At 42.2% G+C, this 18350-nt stretch carries 15 protein-coding genes and 8 pseudogenes; 9 read left to right on the top strand and 14 right to left on the bottom strand.

What is annotated here, in order from left to right; translation table 11 throughout:
* Nucleotides 1-155: 155 nt before the first annotated feature.
* Together Xish_RS06055 and Xish_RS06050 are read right to left on the bottom strand one after the other, a co-directional pair.
* Nucleotides 156-659, bottom strand: a complete 504-nt coding sequence (locus tag Xish_RS06055) for a PDDEXK family nuclease (protein ID WP_099117127.1) — start codon at nt 657-659, stop codon at nt 156-158.
* Nucleotides 656-892, bottom strand: a complete 237-nt coding sequence (locus Xish_RS06050) for a helix-turn-helix domain-containing protein (RefSeq protein ID WP_099117126.1) — start codon at nt 890-892, stop codon at nt 656-658. The genes Xish_RS06055 and Xish_RS06050 overlap by 4 nt, the downstream gene beginning before the upstream one ends.
* Before the next feature lie 55 nt (nt 893-947).
* On the opposite strand from Xish_RS06050, the gene Xish_RS06045 reads away from it, so the two are divergent.
* Nucleotides 948-1943 carry a DNA-methyltransferase gene (locus tag Xish_RS06045; protein ID WP_099117125.1) on the top strand — a complete coding sequence of 332 codons (996 nt, stop codon included), beginning with the start codon at nt 948-950 and terminating at the stop codon, nt 1941-1943.
* 193 nt (nt 1944-2136) lie between these two features.
* Here Xish_RS06045 and Xish_RS06040 read toward each other — a convergent pair whose 3' ends face one another.
* From Xish_RS06040 to Xish_RS06020, 5 genes and pseudogenes are all read right to left on the bottom strand, one after another.
* Nucleotides 2137-2439, bottom strand: a complete 303-nt coding sequence (locus tag Xish_RS06040; RefSeq protein WP_099117124.1) for an aspartate/glutamate racemase family protein — start codon at nt 2437-2439, stop codon at nt 2137-2139.
* An 87-nt stretch (nt 2440-2526) separates the two neighbouring features.
* Nucleotides 2527-2646 (bottom strand): annotated as a pseudogene (locus Xish_RS06035) (IS1 family transposase); the annotation flags it as partial.
* A 64-nt stretch (nt 2647-2710) separates the two neighbouring features.
* Nucleotides 2711-3472: an IS5 family transposase gene (locus Xish_RS06030; protein WP_099116347.1), complete on the bottom strand. Its 762-nt coding sequence runs from the start codon at nt 3470-3472 to the stop codon at nt 2711-2713.
* A gap of 90 nt (nt 3473-3562) precedes the next feature.
* Nucleotides 3563-3703: pseudogene (locus Xish_RS06025) on the bottom strand (IS1 family transposase); the annotation flags it as partial.
* A 101-nt stretch (nt 3704-3804) separates the two neighbouring features.
* Nucleotides 3805-4092: pseudogene (locus Xish_RS06020) on the bottom strand (group II intron reverse transcriptase/maturase); the annotation flags it as partial.
* 89 nt (nt 4093-4181) lie between these two features.
* Here Xish_RS06020 and Xish_RS06015 point away from each other — a divergent pair.
* The 3 genes and pseudogenes from Xish_RS06015 (at nt 4182) to Xish_RS06005 (ending at nt 6561) form a co-directional block, all read left to right on the top strand.
* Nucleotides 4182-5147, top strand: coding sequence for an IS110 family RNA-guided transposase (locus Xish_RS06015; RefSeq protein ID WP_141553956.1), 966 nt, complete (start codon nt 4182-4184; stop codon nt 5145-5147).
* Nucleotides 5148-5213: 66 nt separating this feature from the next.
* The gene (locus Xish_RS06010) at nt 5214-5441 is read left to right on the top strand and encodes a transposase (protein ID WP_099117123.1); all 228 of its coding nucleotides are present in this window, start codon (nt 5214-5216) and stop codon (nt 5439-5441) included.
* Nucleotides 5398-6561 (top strand): annotated as a pseudogene (locus Xish_RS06005) (IS3 family transposase). The gene Xish_RS06010 and the pseudogene Xish_RS06005 overlap by 44 nt, the downstream one beginning before the upstream one ends.
* A 6-nt stretch (nt 6562-6567) precedes the next feature.
* On the opposite strand, the pseudogene Xish_RS06000 reads toward Xish_RS06005, so the two are convergent.
* A pseudogene (locus tag Xish_RS06000) lies at nt 6568-7341 on the bottom strand (AbgT family transporter); the annotation flags it as partial.
* Between the two features lie 69 nt (nt 7342-7410).
* Between Xish_RS06000 and Xish_RS05995 the strand changes: the two are divergent.
* Together Xish_RS05995 and Xish_RS05990 are read left to right on the top strand one after the other, a co-directional pair.
* Nucleotides 7411-7734: an IS630 transposase-related protein gene (locus tag Xish_RS05995; RefSeq protein WP_099116405.1), complete on the top strand. Its 324-nt coding sequence runs from the start codon at nt 7411-7413 to the stop codon at nt 7732-7734.
* Nucleotides 7703-8248, top strand: a complete 546-nt coding sequence (locus Xish_RS05990) for an IS630 family transposase (protein ID WP_341865764.1) — start codon at nt 7703-7705, stop codon at nt 8246-8248. Before Xish_RS05995 ends, Xish_RS05990 begins: the two co-directional genes overlap by 32 nt.
* A gap of 159 nt (nt 8249-8407) precedes the next feature.
* Here Xish_RS05990 and Xish_RS05985 read toward each other — a convergent pair whose 3' ends face one another.
* On the bottom strand, nt 8408-9691 hold the full coding sequence (locus Xish_RS05985) for an amidohydrolase (protein WP_099117122.1): 1284 nt from the start codon (nt 9689-9691) through the stop codon (nt 8408-8410).
* 258 nt (nt 9692-9949) lie between these two features.
* Here Xish_RS05985 and Xish_RS19355 point away from each other — a divergent pair, with 258 nt between their 5' ends.
* From Xish_RS19355 to Xish_RS19345, 3 genes and pseudogenes are all read left to right on the top strand, one after another.
* The gene (locus tag Xish_RS19355) at nt 9950-10129 is read left to right on the top strand and encodes a LysR family transcriptional regulator (RefSeq protein WP_425274992.1); all 180 of its coding nucleotides are present in this window, start codon (nt 9950-9952) and stop codon (nt 10127-10129) included.
* On the top strand, nt 10126-10332 hold the full coding sequence (locus Xish_RS19350; protein ID WP_425274991.1) for a hypothetical protein: 207 nt from the start codon (nt 10126-10128) through the stop codon (nt 10330-10332). Before Xish_RS19355 ends, Xish_RS19350 begins: the two co-directional genes overlap by 4 nt.
* 124 nt (nt 10333-10456) lie before the next feature.
* A pseudogene (locus tag Xish_RS19345) lies at nt 10457-10555 on the top strand (IS982 family transposase); the annotation flags it as partial.
* A gap of 11 nt (nt 10556-10566) precedes the next feature.
* Here the strand turns inward: Xish_RS19345 and Xish_RS05975 are convergent.
* From Xish_RS05975 to Xish_RS05945, 5 genes and pseudogenes are all read right to left on the bottom strand, one after another.
* Entirely contained in the window at nt 10567-11751 is a 1185-nt protein-coding gene (locus Xish_RS05975) for an Ig-like domain-containing protein (protein WP_099117121.1), read from the bottom strand.
* A 91-nt stretch (nt 11752-11842) separates the two neighbouring features.
* Nucleotides 11843-12004: pseudogene (locus Xish_RS05970) on the bottom strand (IS1 family transposase); the annotation flags it as partial.
* Nucleotides 12005-12308: 304 nt separating this feature from the next.
* Nucleotides 12309-13466, bottom strand: a complete 1158-nt coding sequence (locus Xish_RS05960) for an Ig-like domain-containing protein (RefSeq protein WP_099117120.1) — start codon at nt 13464-13466, stop codon at nt 12309-12311.
* Between the two features lie 57 nt (nt 13467-13523).
* Nucleotides 13524-13731 (bottom strand): annotated as a pseudogene (locus Xish_RS05955) (IS1 family transposase); the annotation flags it as partial.
* A 445-nt stretch (nt 13732-14176) separates the two neighbouring features.
* Entirely contained in the window at nt 14177-18034 is a 3858-nt protein-coding gene (locus tag Xish_RS05945; protein ID WP_167383227.1) for an inverse autotransporter beta domain-containing protein, read from the bottom strand.
* Nucleotides 18035-18350: the final 316 nt, after the last annotated feature.

Raw genomic sequence — 18350 nt, 5'->3', positions numbered from 1 at the left:
TCGTATCCATTCAATCGACTTTTAAAAAGTATGCTCGCGCCCTGTAGGTAAGGCGGAAAGCATTACGAACAGCGAGAGGAAACTCGCTGCCTCTGAATTTATTAACCCTATGCTTAAAAACCACCCATGTCGCCTTGTTTTGTGATTTCTAGCGTTCAGAGTAATTCTTGCGGTGATGACCATAGCAGGCGGCCATGTTCCATCACATATTTAACAGGAATTTTAGGATTGTTTATATCTTTCCCTCCCCTGTCATGCCACTGACTTTCCCATTTATTATAAAAGGACTCTAAATCATTGGGCATAAGTAAATAAACAGACCTGATAGTAATGTTACTATAAATTGCAAAAATCCATGGAACCTTCCGGTATTTCGCAATTATAGTGGGATTCATATGGTGATGCGTAGAGAAGCTTTTAGTTAACTCAATATTAACCGATTTTAATTCAAATTCAGTGCCAGTAATATCCTGCGCATCATTACCTTCCCGTCCTGGGAGAACTTTTAAACTTAAAAGTAAAAGTACCTGTAAAATCTTTCCACCATTGTCTTGGAATATGTCATAAATTCCATGTTTATTGGCTAAACGCTGGTACTCTTCAACTTGTGGCCATAGACGTATTAGATTTGACCAATCAGGATGCAACTCAAATTTCATGTATCATTATTCTCCAATAGGAAACTAGGAGAGACACCAAGGGCTGAAGCAATTCGGTCAATATTATCTATAGATATGTTTCTCTCACACCTTTCGACTGACCCAATGTATGTCCTATGCAAGCCAGCTAAATCTGCCAAGGCTTCTTGCGACAAACCCTGTTTCTCCCTTAACTTTCTGATGTTACGGGCAAAAATTACTCTTGCTCTTGAGGGGTTTATCTTTAGTTCCATTCGCGAGACAATGCAGTCTTGATGACAATAGATCTACAGACTATGAGTAGCAGTTATGATTTTCGACGGTAAAAAGCCTGCATATAGAACTGATTTAGGCGCAATGTACATTGCAGACTCACTAGAAATGCTTGAAGCGTTGCCTGATAGCAGTTTGAATTTAGTGATGACAAGTCCCCCTTTTGCATTGCAACGTAAAAAAGAATATGGTAATTACGATCAAGAACAGTACATTGATTGGTTTCTGAAATTTGGTGAATTGGTGTTTAAGAAACTAAAGAATGACGGGAGTTTCGTTGTCGATTTTGGCGGTGCTTACATGAAAGGAGTCCCCGTCAGAAGTGCTTACAATTTCCGCGTTATGATAAGGATGATTGATGAAATCGGTTTTCATTTAGCTGAAGATTTTTATTGGTTCAATCCATCGAAATTACCAAGCCCCATTGAATGGGTTAATAAAAGAAAGCTTCGAGTAAAAGACTCGGTAAACACTGTATGGTGGTTCAGTAAAACTGAATGGCCTAAATCAGATGTTACTAAAGTGTTGGTTCCCTATAGTGATAGAATGAAGAAACTTATAGAGGATCCTAATAAATTTTATTCTCCTAAAATGCGTCCATCAGGACACGATATTAGTAGCAGCTTCGGCAAAGATAACGGCGGAGCCATTCCACCGAATTTATTGCAAATTCCAAACTCTGAATCTAACGGAGGATACCTTTCTGGATGCAAAAAGATTGGTGTAAAAGTCCACCCTGCTCGCTTTCCATCGAAATTACCTGAATTTTTTATTAACATGCTAACGGATCCAGGGGATTTGGTAGTTGATATATTCGGTGGTTCAAATACCACAGGCAGCATTGCTGAACAATTGAATCGGAAATGGCTTTCTTTTGAGCTTTCCCCTGAGTATGTCGCCGCATCTATATTCAGGTTTACTGACAAAAATATAAGCTCTGAAAAGTTACAAGAAATGTATGACAGCATACTAAATGGAAAAACTCTTGATTTAAGTTCTACAGACAATCAAATCAATTTAGTATTAAATTAACACTTTAATAATAGCCATTCTTATTTATAGATTAGCTATATTAATTTTTAAGAGTCGCAACTTGATCTGGTAATAAAATCATTTTTTATTGTCAGATCAACTTGTTTCATTCAAATGATCACATGAATCTTATTGCATAACAAATAATTTAACTTAAAAATAATCAAAAAACATCACTAAATCAAATAGTTAACTAGCTCCCTCGAACCATCAATATACCCATCCATGTTCCATTCTTTTTAAGAAGAACTGGAGTTTCACCACATCCAATAATAAATTTCTCAACCCCAATATTTTTAAGTTGAGAAATAACTGGTTTTAATAATCGATACGCCATTTCCTCATTTCCACTTTTATAAATCAAAATACTTTCCATAATAATTTTTTGTTGAATATCATCAGGAACTACAAAGTTCAATTTTTCTTTTTCCAACTGAGATTGATAAAGGCCTGCCTTTATCGTCCCAGTGGTAGCAAGAATCGCAACGTTATTCATCCCTTCTTTCACTATTTTATTGCAAGTAACGTCAATTCAGATTGAAAAATAAAATATTAGGTCATGTATTCAAAGCATTGATCACCCTCAAACATAATATTCACGTTCAATGAAAGTACCAATGATTTTGTCATGTATTTCAGGTGATTTTGAATAACCAAGTGTTTTACGGTTCAGGCGCTTAATTCGGTTACGTAACGTTAACGATAATTATCAGTACACCAAAAGGTCACCTTGCATTTAGGGTCTGTTGATGTTTTAAGGTCATAATTCATTCAACCCACATGGGCAACCAGACAATGATAAACGCCAGAGCCAACATACTGGCGTAATTCCGTTCAAGCTTATCGTATCTTGTTGCTATTGCACGAAAATGTTTAACCCTAGCGAACGCATTCTCCACCAAATGACGATAACGATATAAACATTTATCAATCTGTTTATCCGATTTTCGGCTATTTTTCCGGTAGGGAATAATCGGTGTTGCTCCTTGCTGTTCAATATGATTTCTGAAAGCCTGACTGTCGTACCCTTTGTCAGCTATCACAAAGTCCGAAGGGGGCGATTGTTCGACTAAACTTTCAGCATGAACAATGTCATGCACTTGTCCCCCGGACAATTCAAAATGAACAGGCAAGCCATAACTATCGACGGCCAAATGAATTTTGGTTGAACGTCCACCACAACTTTTGCCAATCGCCTCATCATCATCTGAAGCCGCTCCGGCACTGTGCTGATGAGCACGGACGATACTCCCATCAATAAACAACCATTCCCTATCAGCAAACCCAGATAACCACTTGAAAATGAGCTGTAAAACCCCTTTCTTTGACCACGCATTGAAACGTTGAAAGACACTATTCCATTTGCCGAATTCTGGCGGTAAATCGCGCCAGGGAACGCTCGTTCTCATTCGGTAAAGAATGCCTTCAACGGTCAAACGGTGTTCAGGTTTGTGATAAATCCAACCCGCATGTTGCATTAACGCAGATAGCTTATTCCATTGGAGATCTGTTAACATAGTTCGCGGCATGATGGTGAGGTCTGGTTGTTTTTTGGCGAAAGTAATTATACCAAATCATCATGCTATCTAATAATCCCTCACAAAACATCAACACGCCCTAGACAGTTTTTTCAATAACTTTTTCAGCGTTTTCTTATTTCGTTTACCAAAAGTATGCGCGATGATACGTTTCAATCGGGGTTCCCAAGCATACCATAACCAACGCTGGCACTTTTTATTCCCGCCGAATGACCACATTTGGTGAGTAGACCTGCCCAGTCACCCGGGCAGATCCCTCCTCAGAACCGGACATGCAGAACTACCGCATCCGGCTCCCGACAGATCCCAGTCGTCACACCTATTCAGCAAGAATTGAACATTGAATGGACTTTCCAGCTTGAAGGATAACCCAGCACTTTCAGGATCAGAGTCAGCTTTTCCCACGTTAGCCCCCGACGCCCTCCCTTCCGGTTAAACCATCTGTAGAGTACCCGCTTGCTTTGGTAGATAAATTGCCCGACTCGTCTCTGGTTATCAGAAATACCGTGATAATTTATCCAGCCTTTGATAACCCTGATGACGATAGTCAGAACACGCCTTTTGTCAGGTGTATTCAGGTTCTTCCAGAGGAAGTCCCTGAGCCCCTTCAGATATGTAGTGATGTGATGGACGTCCCCTTTTTCAGCAGCAAATAGTGCCATCTTTTTTTCCGATGCACTGAATTTCGGGAGAACATCTCATGAATGCGATTAAAGTCATTGGCATTGACCTCGCCAAAAACGTTTTTCAAGTCTGTGTCTGGATGGCGGACGGTTCTGTCGCCTCGAACCGAAAAATTTCACGGCAAAAATTGCTTGATACTGTGCGCACTTTTTCGTCAGGAACCCTCATTGCTATGGAGGCCTGTGCAACTTCTCACTATTGGGGCAGAACCCTTCAGGCGATGGGATTTATCATCAGGCTTGTGCCGACCCAGCATGTTAAAGCTTTCAGCCATCATCAAAAAAATGATGCCAATGATGCACTGGCTATCTGCGAAACGGCCTGCCGACCCGGTCTCCATTTTGTTCCGGTCAAGACGGTGGAACAGCAAGATATCAAGGCACTGCGCAGTGCCCGACAACTCATGGTGGAACAACGTACCGCACTCGCCAACCAGATTCGGGCTTTCCTCGCTGAGGAGGGGGTGATCGTTCCTGCTGGTCTTCAGAAACTGCAACAGTACCTGCCTGAGATTCTAGAAGAGGAGAGCCATGAGCTGTCCTCTGTACGACGACGTTTGCTTCATACTTTGGGGGAAGACCTACGGGATCTGAACATTCGCATTCATGAAATGGATAATGAAATAGCGGCACTTTCTCGTCAGCAAAGTGGTTATCACCATCTGCTCACGATCCCCGGCGTCGGTCCTCTTATTGCAGCCGCCTTCGTGAGTGAAGTCAGTGCGCCCCAATTTGCCAATGGCCGGCAACTTTCTGCCTGGTGTGGCCTGGTTCCCCGACAACACAGTTCAGGTGGAAAAAACCGGCTGTCTTCCCTGAGCAAAAATGGAAACCGTCATCTCCGAACGTTAATTATCCACGGTGCTCGTGCCGTGATGCGCTGTGTCCAAAATCGTGATGATTGTCTGGGAGAATGGTTGAGAAAACTGATTGCCCGATGCGGGTTTATGAAAGCCACGATCGCTTTAGCCAACAAACTATAGTGGTATAAAGATCTCGGACACCTCAAAAGCCTGCTAATGTTATTAACATGACAATGAGGTATGACAATGAAATTGAAACCGATCAAACGCCACTATTCCGTTGAATTTAAGCTGGAAGCGGTTCAGCAGGTTGTTCTCCATCATCAACGGGTTATTGATATCGCCCGTTCACTGGCCGTTGATGCCAGTATGGTACAAAGATCTCGGACACCTCAAAAGCCTGCTAATGTTATTAACATGACAATGAGGTATGGCAATGAAATTGAAACCGATCAAACGCCATTATTCCGTTGAATTTAAGCTGGAAGCGGTTCAGCAGGTTGTTCTCCATCATCAACGGGTTATTGATATCGCCCGTTCACTGGCCGTTGATGCCAGTACCTTGAGAAAATGGATCCGCCAGTATAAGGCCGAAATACAGGGGGTAACGCCTGCCGGTAAAGCCTTAACGCCCGAACAACGCCAGATACAGGCGTTGGAAAAACAGGTCAGGCGTCTGGAAATGGAAAAAGAAATTTTAAAGCAGGCGGCCGTGTTGATGAGCGAGATACGCAGTGGTGCTATTCGTTGATCACACGGCTGCGTGCCCAATGGCCGGTCACGGAACTCTGTCAGGCATTTAAGGTGTCACGCAGCGCCTATTACGATTGGCGAGAACGTCCGGTCGATACAGAGCGTCTGCGGCTGCGCATCCGGACCCGTGAATTGTATAACCAAAGTCGGGGAGCCATCGGCAGCCGCTCCCTGAGCCACTTGCTGACCAATGAGGGCACACCGGTTGGGCGCTGGCTGGCTCGCCGGCTCATGCAAGAATGCGGCCTGCAAAGTCGTCAGCCGGGGGCCCACCGGTATCGTCCACCGGGGAAAGAGCACGTGGCGTCGCCGGATTTTTTGCAGCAGCATTTTGCCCCGGCTAGCCCAAATACCCGGTGGTGCGGGGACATCACGTACATTCGTACGCAGGAAGGTTGGCGTTACCTCGCGGTGGTGATGGATTTATTTTCCCGCCGCGTGGTGGGCATGGCCATCTCTTCCTCACCGGATGCAGAGTTGGTCTGTCGGGCACTGAGTCATGCGCTGGAAACGCGCCATATAGAAGGGCATCCAAGGCAGTCAATACAGTAGCAAAAAGTTCCGCCGCTTACTTTGGCGAAACCAGATTATCCAAAGCATGAGTCGCCGGGGCTGCTGCTATGATAATTCGCCGATGGAACGGGTATTCCGGAGTCTGAAAAGCGAATGGGTCCCTCCGGAAGGCTATCTGGATATCCATGATGCAATACGGGATATCACGCAATATTTTGGCGGATAATATTATAATTACATTCGCCCCCATAGTTTTAATGGAGGCATTTCTCCCGTTGAATACGAAAAGCAATGGGAACAGGCTAAAATGGTGTCCGGAAGTTCTTGACCACTACATAATTGTTCCGGTCTGTGGATCACGCAGTAAGGCATTTTCAGGGACAACCAATAACGCAATAATCCCAATGAAAACTAACGCTGATAAACCACTCATCAACAACCCACGGTTTTGTTGCGGAGTGAGTTTTTCCAGCTTCTCATTGTGATCACCTTTCCAGGCGGGAAGACGTGGCTCTACAAACTTATCCGTTAAAATTGCCCCTGCAATTGTCAGGACAATCACCGAAGTTGCCATAAAATACCAGTTATCAATAACACTGACTTGTAAATCAGGATCAAGTATTTTGGCTGCTTCTGTGCTGATACCCGATAACAGAACATCGGTTGTAACAATCAATAGGTTCGCAGTAAATCCCGAAGCAACTCCCGCAATTGCGGCCAGTAATCCGGCAACGGGATGTCGGCCTACTGCAATAAAAATCAGCGCCCCTAGCGGTGGCATGATAACGAGCGCTGCATCCGACGAAATATGGCTAAAAAAGGCGATAAATAGCACCATATAACTGGCATAACGTTGATTAATACCAGAAGCCATTTTGTACATCAGGGCTTGCAATAACCCGACTTTTTCCGCAAGCCCCGCATCAATAACCAAAGCTAATATGGCACCAAGTGGGGCAAAGCTACTAAAATTTTTAACGATATTCGGTAAGATCCACTGTAATCCTTCAGCGCCCAATAAATTTTTAACTTCGATAAGCTCTCCATTAGTGGGATTTTTTACGCTCAAATCAAACCAGGAAAAAATAGCTGTCGCTATCATTAACACAGCAGTTATAGCTAAATCATATCAATATGACATAATATCTAAACCTAAGATGACAAGGCATAAAATGAGATGGGCTACAGTTTAGATTTTCGAAAGAGAGTATTGGCATACAAAGACAAGCATTCGTTGACTTTTGAACAAACGAGTGCACATTTTGAAGTCTCCATGCGCACCTTGTTCCGGTGGTGCAATCAGATAGAACCTTGCATGACCCGCAATAAACCTGCCACGAAAATCCCTGATGCAGTGCTCATGGCGGATGTCCAACACTTTCCCGATGACTATCAATGGGAAAGAGCAAAACGTTTAGGTGTCTCACAATCGGCTATTCATTATGCCTTGAAACGGCTTCGGATCACCCATAAAAAAAACGTTAAAACACCCTCGCGCTGATCTTCAGGCTCGTCAGGCATTTATCGAGCGCATCAGCGACTATGAGCGGGCTGGCAGGCCGATTGTGTATTTGGATGAAAGTGGTTTTGCTCAGGCGATGCCACGTCAACATGGCTATTCGGAAAAAGGGTTACGCTGTTTTGGTTCGCATGACTGGCACGCAAAAGGCCGTATCAACGTCATTGGTGCCATTCTCGAAAATACCTTCGTCACCTTAAGCTTGTTTACCGAGAATATTAATGCCGATGTTTTTTATGCGTGGATGACACAAGATTTGCTGCCAAAGCTTCCACACGGCGCCGTGATAGTGATGGACAATGCATCTTTCCATAAACGGAATGATACGGCACAAGCGATAGCAGACAGCAGATGTCAACTGGAATGGCTTCCCGCTTATAGTCCGGATTTGAACCCAATAGAACACAAATGGGGCGGAGCAAAAGCGATCAGGAGGCAAAAAAGATGTTCGGTTGATGAGTTGTTTACGGAGCATATTGAATATGTCAGGTTATGATGATTCTGCTATAAATAAACGAATAAAATAAAAGGATTTGGAATTTTATTACCGATCCTTTCAATCCAACCAAGAATACGCCCCGGATTTTTATTTACAGGAATAGTTGCTTCACTCATCGTTATTTCCTTTGTGCTTGCTGTCGTTATTATTTTGTCATCAGGTAACATCGAAATAAGGGAGATGCAGGGCGATAGTCGCCAAAGTTTTTACTGCGGTTGCCATCACATTTTCATCAAAGTCAAACCGCTCATTATGGTGGCCTGCGCTGAGTTCTGCGCCGAAAATAAGGTAGGTAGCCTGGCCGCCATTCGCTTTGACACGTTCCATAAAATAGGTTGTGTCCTCCGAACCCGCAGATTGCTGACGGCTTTTGACAACAGATGAAAGCTCTGGAATATATTGCTGGGCTTGCTGGTAAATAAAATCGACCCATGCCGGGCTAGGTGGGCTACTTTGCGCAGCACCCATTAACGCTATTTCATATTCAACATCCTGCATTTTTGCCGCCCCATCAATAATATTCAGGGCTTGATGATAGACAAACTCATTGATCTCATTGGTTTTGCCACGTGTTTCTACTTTCATTAAGGCATAGTCAGGAATAACGTTACGGCCAATGCCTGCCTGCAATACTCCGACGTTAATGCGTGAACTGCCCTCACTGTGGTGAGAAATTGCCTGCAACCCTAAAACTGCGTGGGCGGCAGCCAACAATGCATTTTTTCCATCTTCTGGTTTGGCACCAGAATGGGCGGCAATTCCACGATAAGTGACATCTATTTTGGTCGTGGCGAAAAAATTATCACTCCCGCAGACCAATTCTCCTTGAGGCACGCCGAGACCAATATGAAGGGCGATAAATAAATTAACATCATCAACAACTCCCGCTTCCGCAGGCTGAAAAATCAGTTTTATTTTTCCTGTCAGTTGGCTTTCATATTTTTTCAATATATGGGCAAGCCCCAGGCCAATTGCTGTATGACCATCGTGCCCACAGGCATGCATCATGTTTGCGTTGCAAGAGGAAAAACCTTCCGCGTAAGGAAGATGTCGATGAGTTTGTGCTTCATTCTGGTCAAGGGCATTCATATCAACCCGAAAAGCCAGCGTTGGCCCAGGTTTGCCTGTATCGAGCGTCGCAACAATGCCCGTAAATCCACTTGAAAAATGCGGCAACCATGCAGTCAAAGCACCTTGCCTGATTGCGCGCTGTTCCTGTGCTTGTAGTGACTGCTCCGGCGGTACACCCATTCGGGCGTCTGCCTTGATAACTTCTTTTCCCATTTTCAGGTTATAGCCTAAACGATGCAGTTCATCTGCCACGATAGTTGCAGTTCTGAATTCTAACCAACCTGATTCAGCAAACTGGTGAAAATCACGGCGCCAGCTTTGTAATTTTCCGACAATTTGCTTAACAGATTCGCTTAATAAAATATCCATAATTATTATCTCTTTTAGTTATCTAAAAACATGGTGGGTATTTTTATTCCATCAACATTAATTCACGTTAATAAATTAAGTTAATCTGATTCCAATTAAATTATTTTTATTTAATTAAGAGAATAATTAACAAATATTTTTATTCTTTAATGTGGAACCTGTCTTCATTATTCAACTCTAATGTAGACAGTAAATTTTATTTAAATAAGATACAATTAACTTTTCCTATATAATTAAAAGTTATCGCAAGAGAAAAAAATGGCAACACCCATAAAGCTCAATCAACTACGTGCTTTTGTTGAAATTAATCGTCACGGCAGTATCAGAGCTGCCAGTCGTTTTTTGTCACTCTCCCAACCGGCTTTAACTAAATCAATACGTGATTTAGAAGATTCTCTCGGCGCAAAATTATTTATACGCAGTAATCAAGGTATATGAGCTTAGTCGCTGAAAGTGATTTTTTAACGATTGTGGCGACAGATGTGGTTAATGAAGCCCTATTTGATCAGCAATTTGTCGCTTTAAACCTTAAAGAACAATTACCATTTGCGACTTTTAGACTTGTTCAACGAAGAGATACAAAGCTCACTCCCGCAGGAGAACATTTAGCGCGGCTTTTTCGAAGGTATTGTTGTGATTGATTAGAGCCTGTACTCCCCTGTTTACGATTTTGTGTTATCGCCATTTTATGTGAAACGTGAACGTTTAGCTTAAGATAAGCGGTTGTTAAAGATGGCGATTTGTAACAGAAAGTGAAAAAGACCCGGCTTTTTACTGGACGCTGTGTCGGGGTTAATTGCCTACACATGCCAACCTAAAAAGCCGAGTCTACATTTACGTGATGGTAAAATAGTTATCCTTAAGCTTAAGCAAAGTTACTCAGGGACAAACCACCCCTCCAGACTGCTCTCATCACAGTATATTACTTGAGTTTGAGCTTCTTCCAGAGAACGACCTACGCCAAAACATCCAATAACTTGATAATTTGGCGGATATACCATAGCAGTACCATTAGTATTCTTACTATCTGTTACGTCAAAACTCAATTGTCCCTCAAGATTGTCACCTATTACCTTATTGCTAACAATAAACCTTGGGTCGGTGGTAACTGTGGCGGGGCCATACTTATCGCCGGTATGTTGCTTGAATGCCCATATCAGCCACGTTTGAATAGGAATTTCACCATTCGTATTTACAATAGCGTTACCGTCAGGATCCTGCATCTTCACACTAAGTGTCTGCTTGGCATTACTATTGTCAATCTGCGAAGCGTCATAATCAAAAGACTCTGGCAATATGAACTTCACATCCATAGTCTGAATTTTTCTGCCATCCACTGAAGCCGTTGCGGTAACGGTTTGAGGCTTAGTACTGGTCAATGTTATGCTAACTTTACCATCGTGACCGCTTGTACTACTTGCTGGGGAAATGGTTACCGCGCTCTTGTCACCACCCTGCCCAACGGATATCTCCCAGTTAACTGTCTTGTTAGACAAGACGTTACCATTACTATCAGTAGCGTTGAATTCCAGAGGATGCTTTATATATATTACTGCATAAGGGCTTGTTGGGGTCCTTGCTAAGTGCGGTGTTATTCCCGATAACGATCCTGGTTTGAACTCTACCGAAGAATCTGCTGATTGGACAGGACTCTGTGTTCCAACCTTAAGTGAAACAACGACATTACCAGAGAATTCCTGAGTACTAGTTAAGATTGCCTTTAAGTTTCCGTTGCCATCCGTTTTAGTCTCTGGAGTTAGTATTACGTCAGATTTAGCGGCGCCTGTTATTTTATCTATATTCCAATGTGCATCCTTAATGACTGTACCCGCTTTAACGGGGCTGCCATTAGTATCCAGAATAGTCGCCATAAATTGATACTGCTGGTAACCATCGGCCGATAGAGACGTTAATTCCTCGGATTTAATGCCATTCTTACTAATACTATGCGTAATAAAAGTACGATCCCCCTCTGCAAAGGAATTCGTTATCGTATAGGGTACTAATAACGTGTAAAGGAAAAAGAGTAAAAATATGGCTTTTCCAATATATGATAACATATTTACACACCTCATATGGTTATGTATTAAATAGTTAGATTGAATATCAAAAATATATCAAAAATAGTACTCACGCCAATGAAAGTCCCTATCATTTTTTAGAGTGGCCTATCGTTTTGCGATTCAGTCTTTTGATTCGAGTACGATGAGTTAAATTCGTTCTCTCTATGCGTTGGGTGAACGTCTTTCCCGTCAGATGCCCCTCTTCGGGAAGAAGGTCATAAACCCCATAATCATCCGTACAATAAAATCGGGGATAAAAGGGGGGATAAAAGGGCAAGCATTTACATGACCTTTTAACGATTGTGGCGACAGGTGTGGTTAGTGAGGCTTTATTTGATCAGCAATTTGTCGCTTTAAACCTTAAAGAACAATTACCATTTGCGACTTTTAGACTTGTTCAACGAAGAGATACAAAGCTCACTCCCGCAGGAGAACATTTAGCGCGGCTTTTTACTGGACGCTGTGTCGGGGTTAATTGCCTACACATGCCAACCTAAAAAGCCGAGTCTATATTTACGTGATGATAAAGTAGCTATCCTTAAGATTAAGCAAAGTTAATCTGCAATAATCCACGCTAGATTATCCATATCCAAACTTCGTCCATCACAATATATGTATTGTTTTTGAGCTTCTGCCAAAGTATCACCTATGCCAAAACATGCAAGAATATGATAGTTATGATCAGGTGCTGCTTTTCCCTTAGACGCATTATCCGTTATTTGAATCTCAAACGTCCCATCATTATTGTTAGCGTTTTTTATTGTCTTAATATCATATCTTGAGTCGTTGATAGCCTTGTAGCTTCCAAGCTTATTGTTCTTAAATTCTGCCCCTATTAGCCACGGCGTAATAGTAATATTATCCTTATTTATAAAGATGTTACCGTTATAATCCCGAAACTTCACACTGAATTTTGTCTGCGAATCAGTACTATCTTTCTTGACGTAATCCTTAAACCCTAATACGAACACCACATTCACCTGCGTTTCTCCTAGGCCATCCGTTGAAGCCGTTACGGTAACGGTTTGAGGCTTAGTACTGGTCAATGTTGTGCGAGCTTTACCATCGTTACCGGTTGTACTACTTGCTGGGGAAATGGTTACCGCGCTCTTGTCACCACCCGGCCCAACTGATATCTCCCACTTAACTTCCTTGTTAGGAAAGTACTTATCATCACCATCAGTAACGATGACTTCCAGATCATTACTGTCATATATCATTAAAGGCACACTTGTGGACTTTGATATTGACGATATCTTTCCTGGGTTGAACCCTATCGTAGATTTATCTGATTGGACAGGACTCAGTGTCCCAATCTTAAGTGAAACAGTGATATGACCCTCGAGCTTCTTAGTACTAGTTAAGGTTGCCTTTATGTTTCCGTTGCTATCCACTGTATTATCTGGCGTTAGTACTACGTCAGAGGCAGCGGCGCCTTGTATGTTAACTATACTCCAATGTGCATCATTAATGACGGTACCCGCTTTAACGGGGTTGCCATTATCATCCAGGCCAGACGCCGTAAATTGATACTGTGCGGAACCATTGGGCGATAAAGATTTTAATCTCTCGAATGTAATACCATTCTTACTAATACTATGCGCAATAAAAGTACGATCCCCCTCTGCAAAGGAATTCGTTATCGTATAGGGTACTAATAACGTGTAAAGGAAAAAGAGTAAAAATATGGCTTTTCCAATATATGATAACATATTTACACACCTCATATGGTTATGTATTAAATAGTTAGATTGAATATCAAAAATATATCAAAAATAGTACTCACGCCAATGAAAGTCCCTATCATTTTTTAGAGTGGCCTATCGTTTTGCGATTCAGTCTTTTGATTCGAGTACGATGAGTTAAATTCGTTCTCGCTATGCGTTGGGTGAACGTCTTTCCCGTCAGATGCCCCTCTTCGGGAAGAAGGTCATAAACCCCATAATCATCCGTACAATAAAATCGGGGATAAAAGGGGGGATAAAAGGGCAAGCATTTACATGACCTTTTAACGATTGTGGCGACAGGTGTGGTTAGTGAGGCTTTATTTGATCAGCAATTTGTCGCTTTAAACCTTAAAGAACAATTACCATTTGCGACTTTTAGACTTGTTCAACGAAGAGATACAAAGCTCACTCCCGCAGGAGAACATTTAGCGCGGCTTTTTCGAAGGTATTGTTGTGATTGATTAGAGCCTGTACTCCCCTGTTTACGATTTTGTGTGATCGCCATTTTATGTGAAACGTGAACGTTTAGTTTAAGATAAGCGGTTGTTAAAGATGGCGATTTGTAACAGAAAGTGAAAAAGACCCGGCTTTTTACTGGACGCTGTGTCGGGGTTAATTGCCTACACATGCCAACCTAAAAAGCCGAGTCTATATTTACGTGATGATAAAATAGCTATCCTTAAGATTAAGCAAAGTTAATCTGCAATAATCCACGCTTCAGAGTCCCCCTCATAATTACAATATATTATTTGTTTTTGAGCTTCTGCCACAGTATCACCTAAGCCAAAACATGCAAGAATATGATAGTTATGAGCAGTTGCTGCTGTTCCCCTAGACGACTTATCCGTTATTTCAATCTCAACCTTCCCTTCATTATTGTTACCGTCTTTTACTGTATTAATAACATATCTTGTTGGGTTGTTGATAACCTCGTATTGTTCAAGATTATTGTTATTAAATTTTGCCCCTATTAGCCACGGCGTAATAGTAATATTATCCCTATTTATAAAAGTATTACGGTTATTATCCTGCAACTTCAAACTAAAGCTTGTCTTCGTATCAGTAGTACTGTTTCTATCCCGGGCGTAATCAGTAGCCCCTAATACGAACACCACATTCTGCTCCGGACTTTCTCCCATGCCATCCACTGAAGCCTTTATGGTAACAATTTGAGGCTTAGTACTGGTCAATGTTGTGCTAGCTTTACCATCGTTATTGGTTGTACTACTTGCTGGGGAAATGGTTACCGCGCTCTTGTCACCACCCGGTCCAACTGATATCTCCCACTTAACTTCCTTGTTAGGAAAGTACCTATCATCACCATCAGTAACGATGACTTCCAGATTATTACTTCCAGATATTACTACAGGCAGACTTGTGGACTTTGATATTGACGATATCTTTCCTGGGTTGAACCCTATCGTAGATTTATCTGATTGGACAGGACTCAGTGTCCCAATCTTAAGTGAAACAATGATATGACCCTCGATCTTCTTAGTACTAGTTAAGGTTGCCTTTATGTTTCCGTTGCTATCCACTGTATTATCTGGCGTTAGTACTACGTCAGAGGCAGCGGCGCCTTGTATGTTAACTATACTCCACTGTGCATCATTAATGACGGTACCCGCTTTAACGGGGTTGCCATTATCATCCAGGCCAGACGCCGTAAATTGATACTGTGCGGAACCATTGGGCGATAAAGATTTTAATCTCTCGAATGTAATACCTCCCAGAGCTGGAGTGAACTCTACCGGAGTATCTGTTGATTGGACAGGACCCTGTGTCCCAACCTTAAGTGAAACCACCACATCCCCAGTGAATGCCTGAGTACTACTTAAGATTACCTTTAAATTTCCTTTGCTATCCGTTTTATTCTCTGGGGTTAGTGTTAGGCCAGATTTAGCGGCGTCTGTTGGTTTATCTATCTGCCAGAGTGCATCCTTAATGACTGTACCCGCTTTAACGGGGTTGCTATTAGCATCCAGGATAGTCGCCATAAATTGATACTGCTGGTAACCATTGGCCGATAGAGACGTTAATTCCTCGGATTTAATGCCATTCTTACTAATACTATGCGCAATAAAGGCAACGTTAGTTTTTGCGGAAGCAGCAGTTTTGCCATGAACGGAAAGTGAAACCACCACATCCCCAGTGAACTCCTGAGTACTACTTAAGATTGCCTTTAAGTTTCCTTTGCCATCCGTTTTAGTCTCTGAGGTTAGTGTTATGCCATATTTAGCGGCATCTGATGGTTCATCTATCTTCCAGTGTGCATCATTAATGACGGTATCCGCGTCAACTGGTTTGCCACTAATATCCAGGATAGTCGCCATAAATTGATACTGCTGGTAACCATCGGCCGTTAGAGACGTTAATTTCTCGGGTTTAATGCCATCCTTACTAATACTATAATCTTGGGTATCCTTAACAAAGGTCACTTTGTTTTGTGCAGGGACAGCCGCTTTGCCCTGAATGGAAAGCGAAACTACCACATCTTTCATTTCCTCTTTACTACTCAGTTTTGCCGTTAGTTCCCCATCCGGCGTCGTGGTATCCCCGCTGGTCGTAAACGTGATATTAGGCGCAGTGGTGCTCATATCCTTACCATTTTGCTTAATGCTCCAATTCACATTGTTGATTTTCTGGTTTCCGATCGGCTTGTTATTACCATCTAACACCACTGCCTTGTAGGTATAAGTCTGAGAACCATTGGCTATCAGTGACGGTGTTGCCGGTGAAACCTCAATTTTCTCAAAGTGGAATCCATCTATGTTTATATCAAAGCCGACCTCTCCCACTAATTGTGGAGCCTGGCTATCCATTTTCAGGTACACTTTGACATTTTTATGTGGCTCTTTACTCACTAAGATAGGTTTGTGTTTGAAATGCCCGTTTTCATCAATCGCGGCAGAATCAGAAGTTCCCAAACCAAGCAATTCTAACCCAGTATCTGGGCCGACTTTAGGATCGGTTATCCACTGAACATGATTAATGGTGGCATTTTTTATCGGTGCGCCATCGGCCGTATCAAAAGTAATCACAGGGTCAAACGTATATCCGTCCTTAGCCTCCCCCGTCGCAAGCAATGGCCCTGCAGGAGTAAAGTTAGCTTCTTCCAGCTTTTTCAGCATAAAGGGCTTAACAATGACACGCATTTCAGCAGGCGCTGATTTTTGGCCATTTTCCCACTCAGCAAAAGCAGAAATGGGGTAACTGTTATTTTGGTTATCGCCAGGTAAATAGGTTGGCAGGGTGACTTTGATTGTGTTGCCGAACTGAGAAGAGAGTTTCCCTCCGTTCTTTTCAAAGTCTGGTTTGGTTTCCCAACGAATCTGCTTAGCCGGAGAATCAGAAGAGAATTTGACTGTAACATCCTGCTGATTCCCACTATACCCGATGACAGTATCCGGCAGCGACAATTGAGCGGCTGGCTTTGCCTGATGATCAAGCACGATATGATTATTTCTTTCTACCAAATCATATCGGCTGCCTGCTAATTGCCTTGCCAGCGCCACGTTTTCTGACGATAATTGCGCACTCAGAGGAACACCCAGTTTATAGCTTAAATTCGCCAAAAACTGTGCTTCGCTGTGCCCACCTGCCGCTTGTTTATAATCCACACCCAGAGTAAATAGCGGAACTGGGGTGTAAGACAGCCCCATTATAGCCAGGTTAGGATCTTTCTGTTTGGTGTCACGATCGAATAAAGTCACTTGATCGCCAAAATACTGTTCATAAGACAGTTTGACACCCAGATTAGGGTAAGCGGGTAAGAAGAACTCCCCTCTAATGTCATAACCGTTGGCCGTGCGTTCATGGTAACCGGCAAAATCCCGTGAATTTTTCCAGTCACTTACACGATAATAAGTATTAGCGGATACTTTAACGTAATCTCTCCAGAGTTCCCCGCCCAGACCAAGACGCTGATTTTTGCCCGTCAGGTCATAGTCATAAAAGGTATTCAGGCCATACATCCAGTCTTCATAAAAATAACGGCCACCCAACCCCAGGTTCATGGTATTCCGGCTATCTTTGTTGCGATAACCCAGTTGAGAGAAAAATAACCAATCCGCTTTATTGTCATAAAGTGGTAGTAAAAGATCGAGGGAACTGTTTTTTAGTTTTCCCTCGTTATCTATGGCAAAATTAATTCTGGCAGTACCAAACTGTGACAACCATTTTTGTGCCTCAGACGTTACCAGACCGTTAACTTGCCCTAACGCATAGGATTTGGCTTGTTCTGCCAATTCTGAAGGCGAAGATGACAGGAAATTACCAGCCAATTGAAGGTTTTTAGCAATCACATTTTGTACATCAGCATCTGAGGTGTAATTGTTTTCTTTTACGCCATTGTTTATATGGGTATCAGAATTCCAATATTTTTTATCTGATGTGTTAACTTGCACACCGATATTATTGTTCTCATCTGCTTTTCTCGTATGTCTTTCAGTTGTACGATCCCCTTCTGCAAAGGAATTCGTTATCGTATAGGGTACTAATAACGTGTAAAGGAAAAAAAGTAAAAATATGACTTTTCCAATATATGATAACATATTCAAACACCTCATATTAGATGATCCGGAACTAGTCCTATTATGATGCTAGCTATATATTTTATTTTTGCGTTATTAAAAATGGTTATCATGTGATAACTATTTTTAATAACACGAAATTTTAAAGTGCTGATATTACTATCTAAAGACTTATTCAGGCCGGAGTAAAAATAAATCCATTTAGATTAATGAGGTTTGTGCAGCATAAAATATATAGGCAGATTCAATATCCAACGCATTAACAATAACGCAAAAGAGATACCTTATGAGACTGGAACCATATTAGTTGATATATTAGTTGATATATTGTTTTTAT

It is taken from the genome of Xenorhabdus ishibashii, from assembly GCF_002632755.1.
Classification (GTDB): domain Bacteria; phylum Pseudomonadota; class Gammaproteobacteria; order Enterobacterales; family Enterobacteriaceae; genus Xenorhabdus; species Xenorhabdus ishibashii.
This window is presented reverse-complemented; position numbering and strand designations above follow the sequence as displayed.

Bases quoted from the DNA above. Each gene is read 5' to 3' on its own strand.
- Xish_RS06055 (WP_099117127.1), bottom strand. From the start codon at position 659: ATGAAATTTGAGTTGCATCCTGATTGGTCAAATCTAATACGTCTATGG.
- Xish_RS06050 (WP_099117126.1), bottom strand. From the start codon at position 892: ATGGAACTAAAGATAAACCCCTCAAGAGCAAGAGTAATTTTTGCCCGT.
- Xish_RS06045 (WP_099117125.1), top strand. From the start codon at position 948: ATGATTTTCGACGGTAAAAAGCCTGCATATAGAACTGATTTAGGCGCA.
- Xish_RS06040 (WP_099117124.1), bottom strand. From the start codon at position 2,439: ATGAATAACGTTGCGATTCTTGCTACCACTGGGACGATAAAGGCAGGC.
- Xish_RS06030 (WP_099116347.1), bottom strand. From the start codon at position 3,472: ATGCCGCGAACTATGTTAACAGATCTCCAATGGAATAAGCTATCTGCG.
- Xish_RS06015 (WP_141553956.1), top strand. From the start codon at position 4,182: ATGAATGCGATTAAAGTCATTGGCATTGACCTCGCCAAAAACGTTTTT.
- Xish_RS06010 (WP_099117123.1), top strand. From the start codon at position 5,214: ATGAAATTGAAACCGATCAAACGCCACTATTCCGTTGAATTTAAGCTG.
- Xish_RS05995 (WP_099116405.1), top strand. From the start codon at position 7,411: ATGGGCTACAGTTTAGATTTTCGAAAGAGAGTATTGGCATACAAAGAC.
- Xish_RS05985 (WP_099117122.1), bottom strand. From the start codon at position 9,691: ATGGATATTTTATTAAGCGAATCTGTTAAGCAAATTGTCGGAAAATTA.
- Xish_RS19355 (WP_425274992.1), top strand. From the start codon at position 9,950: ATGGCAACACCCATAAAGCTCAATCAACTACGTGCTTTTGTTGAAATT.
- Xish_RS19350 (WP_425274991.1), top strand. From the start codon at position 10,126: ATGAGCTTAGTCGCTGAAAGTGATTTTTTAACGATTGTGGCGACAGAT.
- Xish_RS05975 (WP_099117121.1), bottom strand. From the start codon at position 11,751: ATGTTATCATATATTGGAAAAGCCATATTTTTACTCTTTTTCCTTTAC.
- Xish_RS05960 (WP_099117120.1), bottom strand. From the start codon at position 13,466: ATGTTATCATATATTGGAAAAGCCATATTTTTACTCTTTTTCCTTTAC.
- Xish_RS05945 (WP_167383227.1), bottom strand. From the start codon at position 18,034: ATGTTATCATATATTGGAAAAGTCATATTTTTACTTTTTTTCCTTTAC.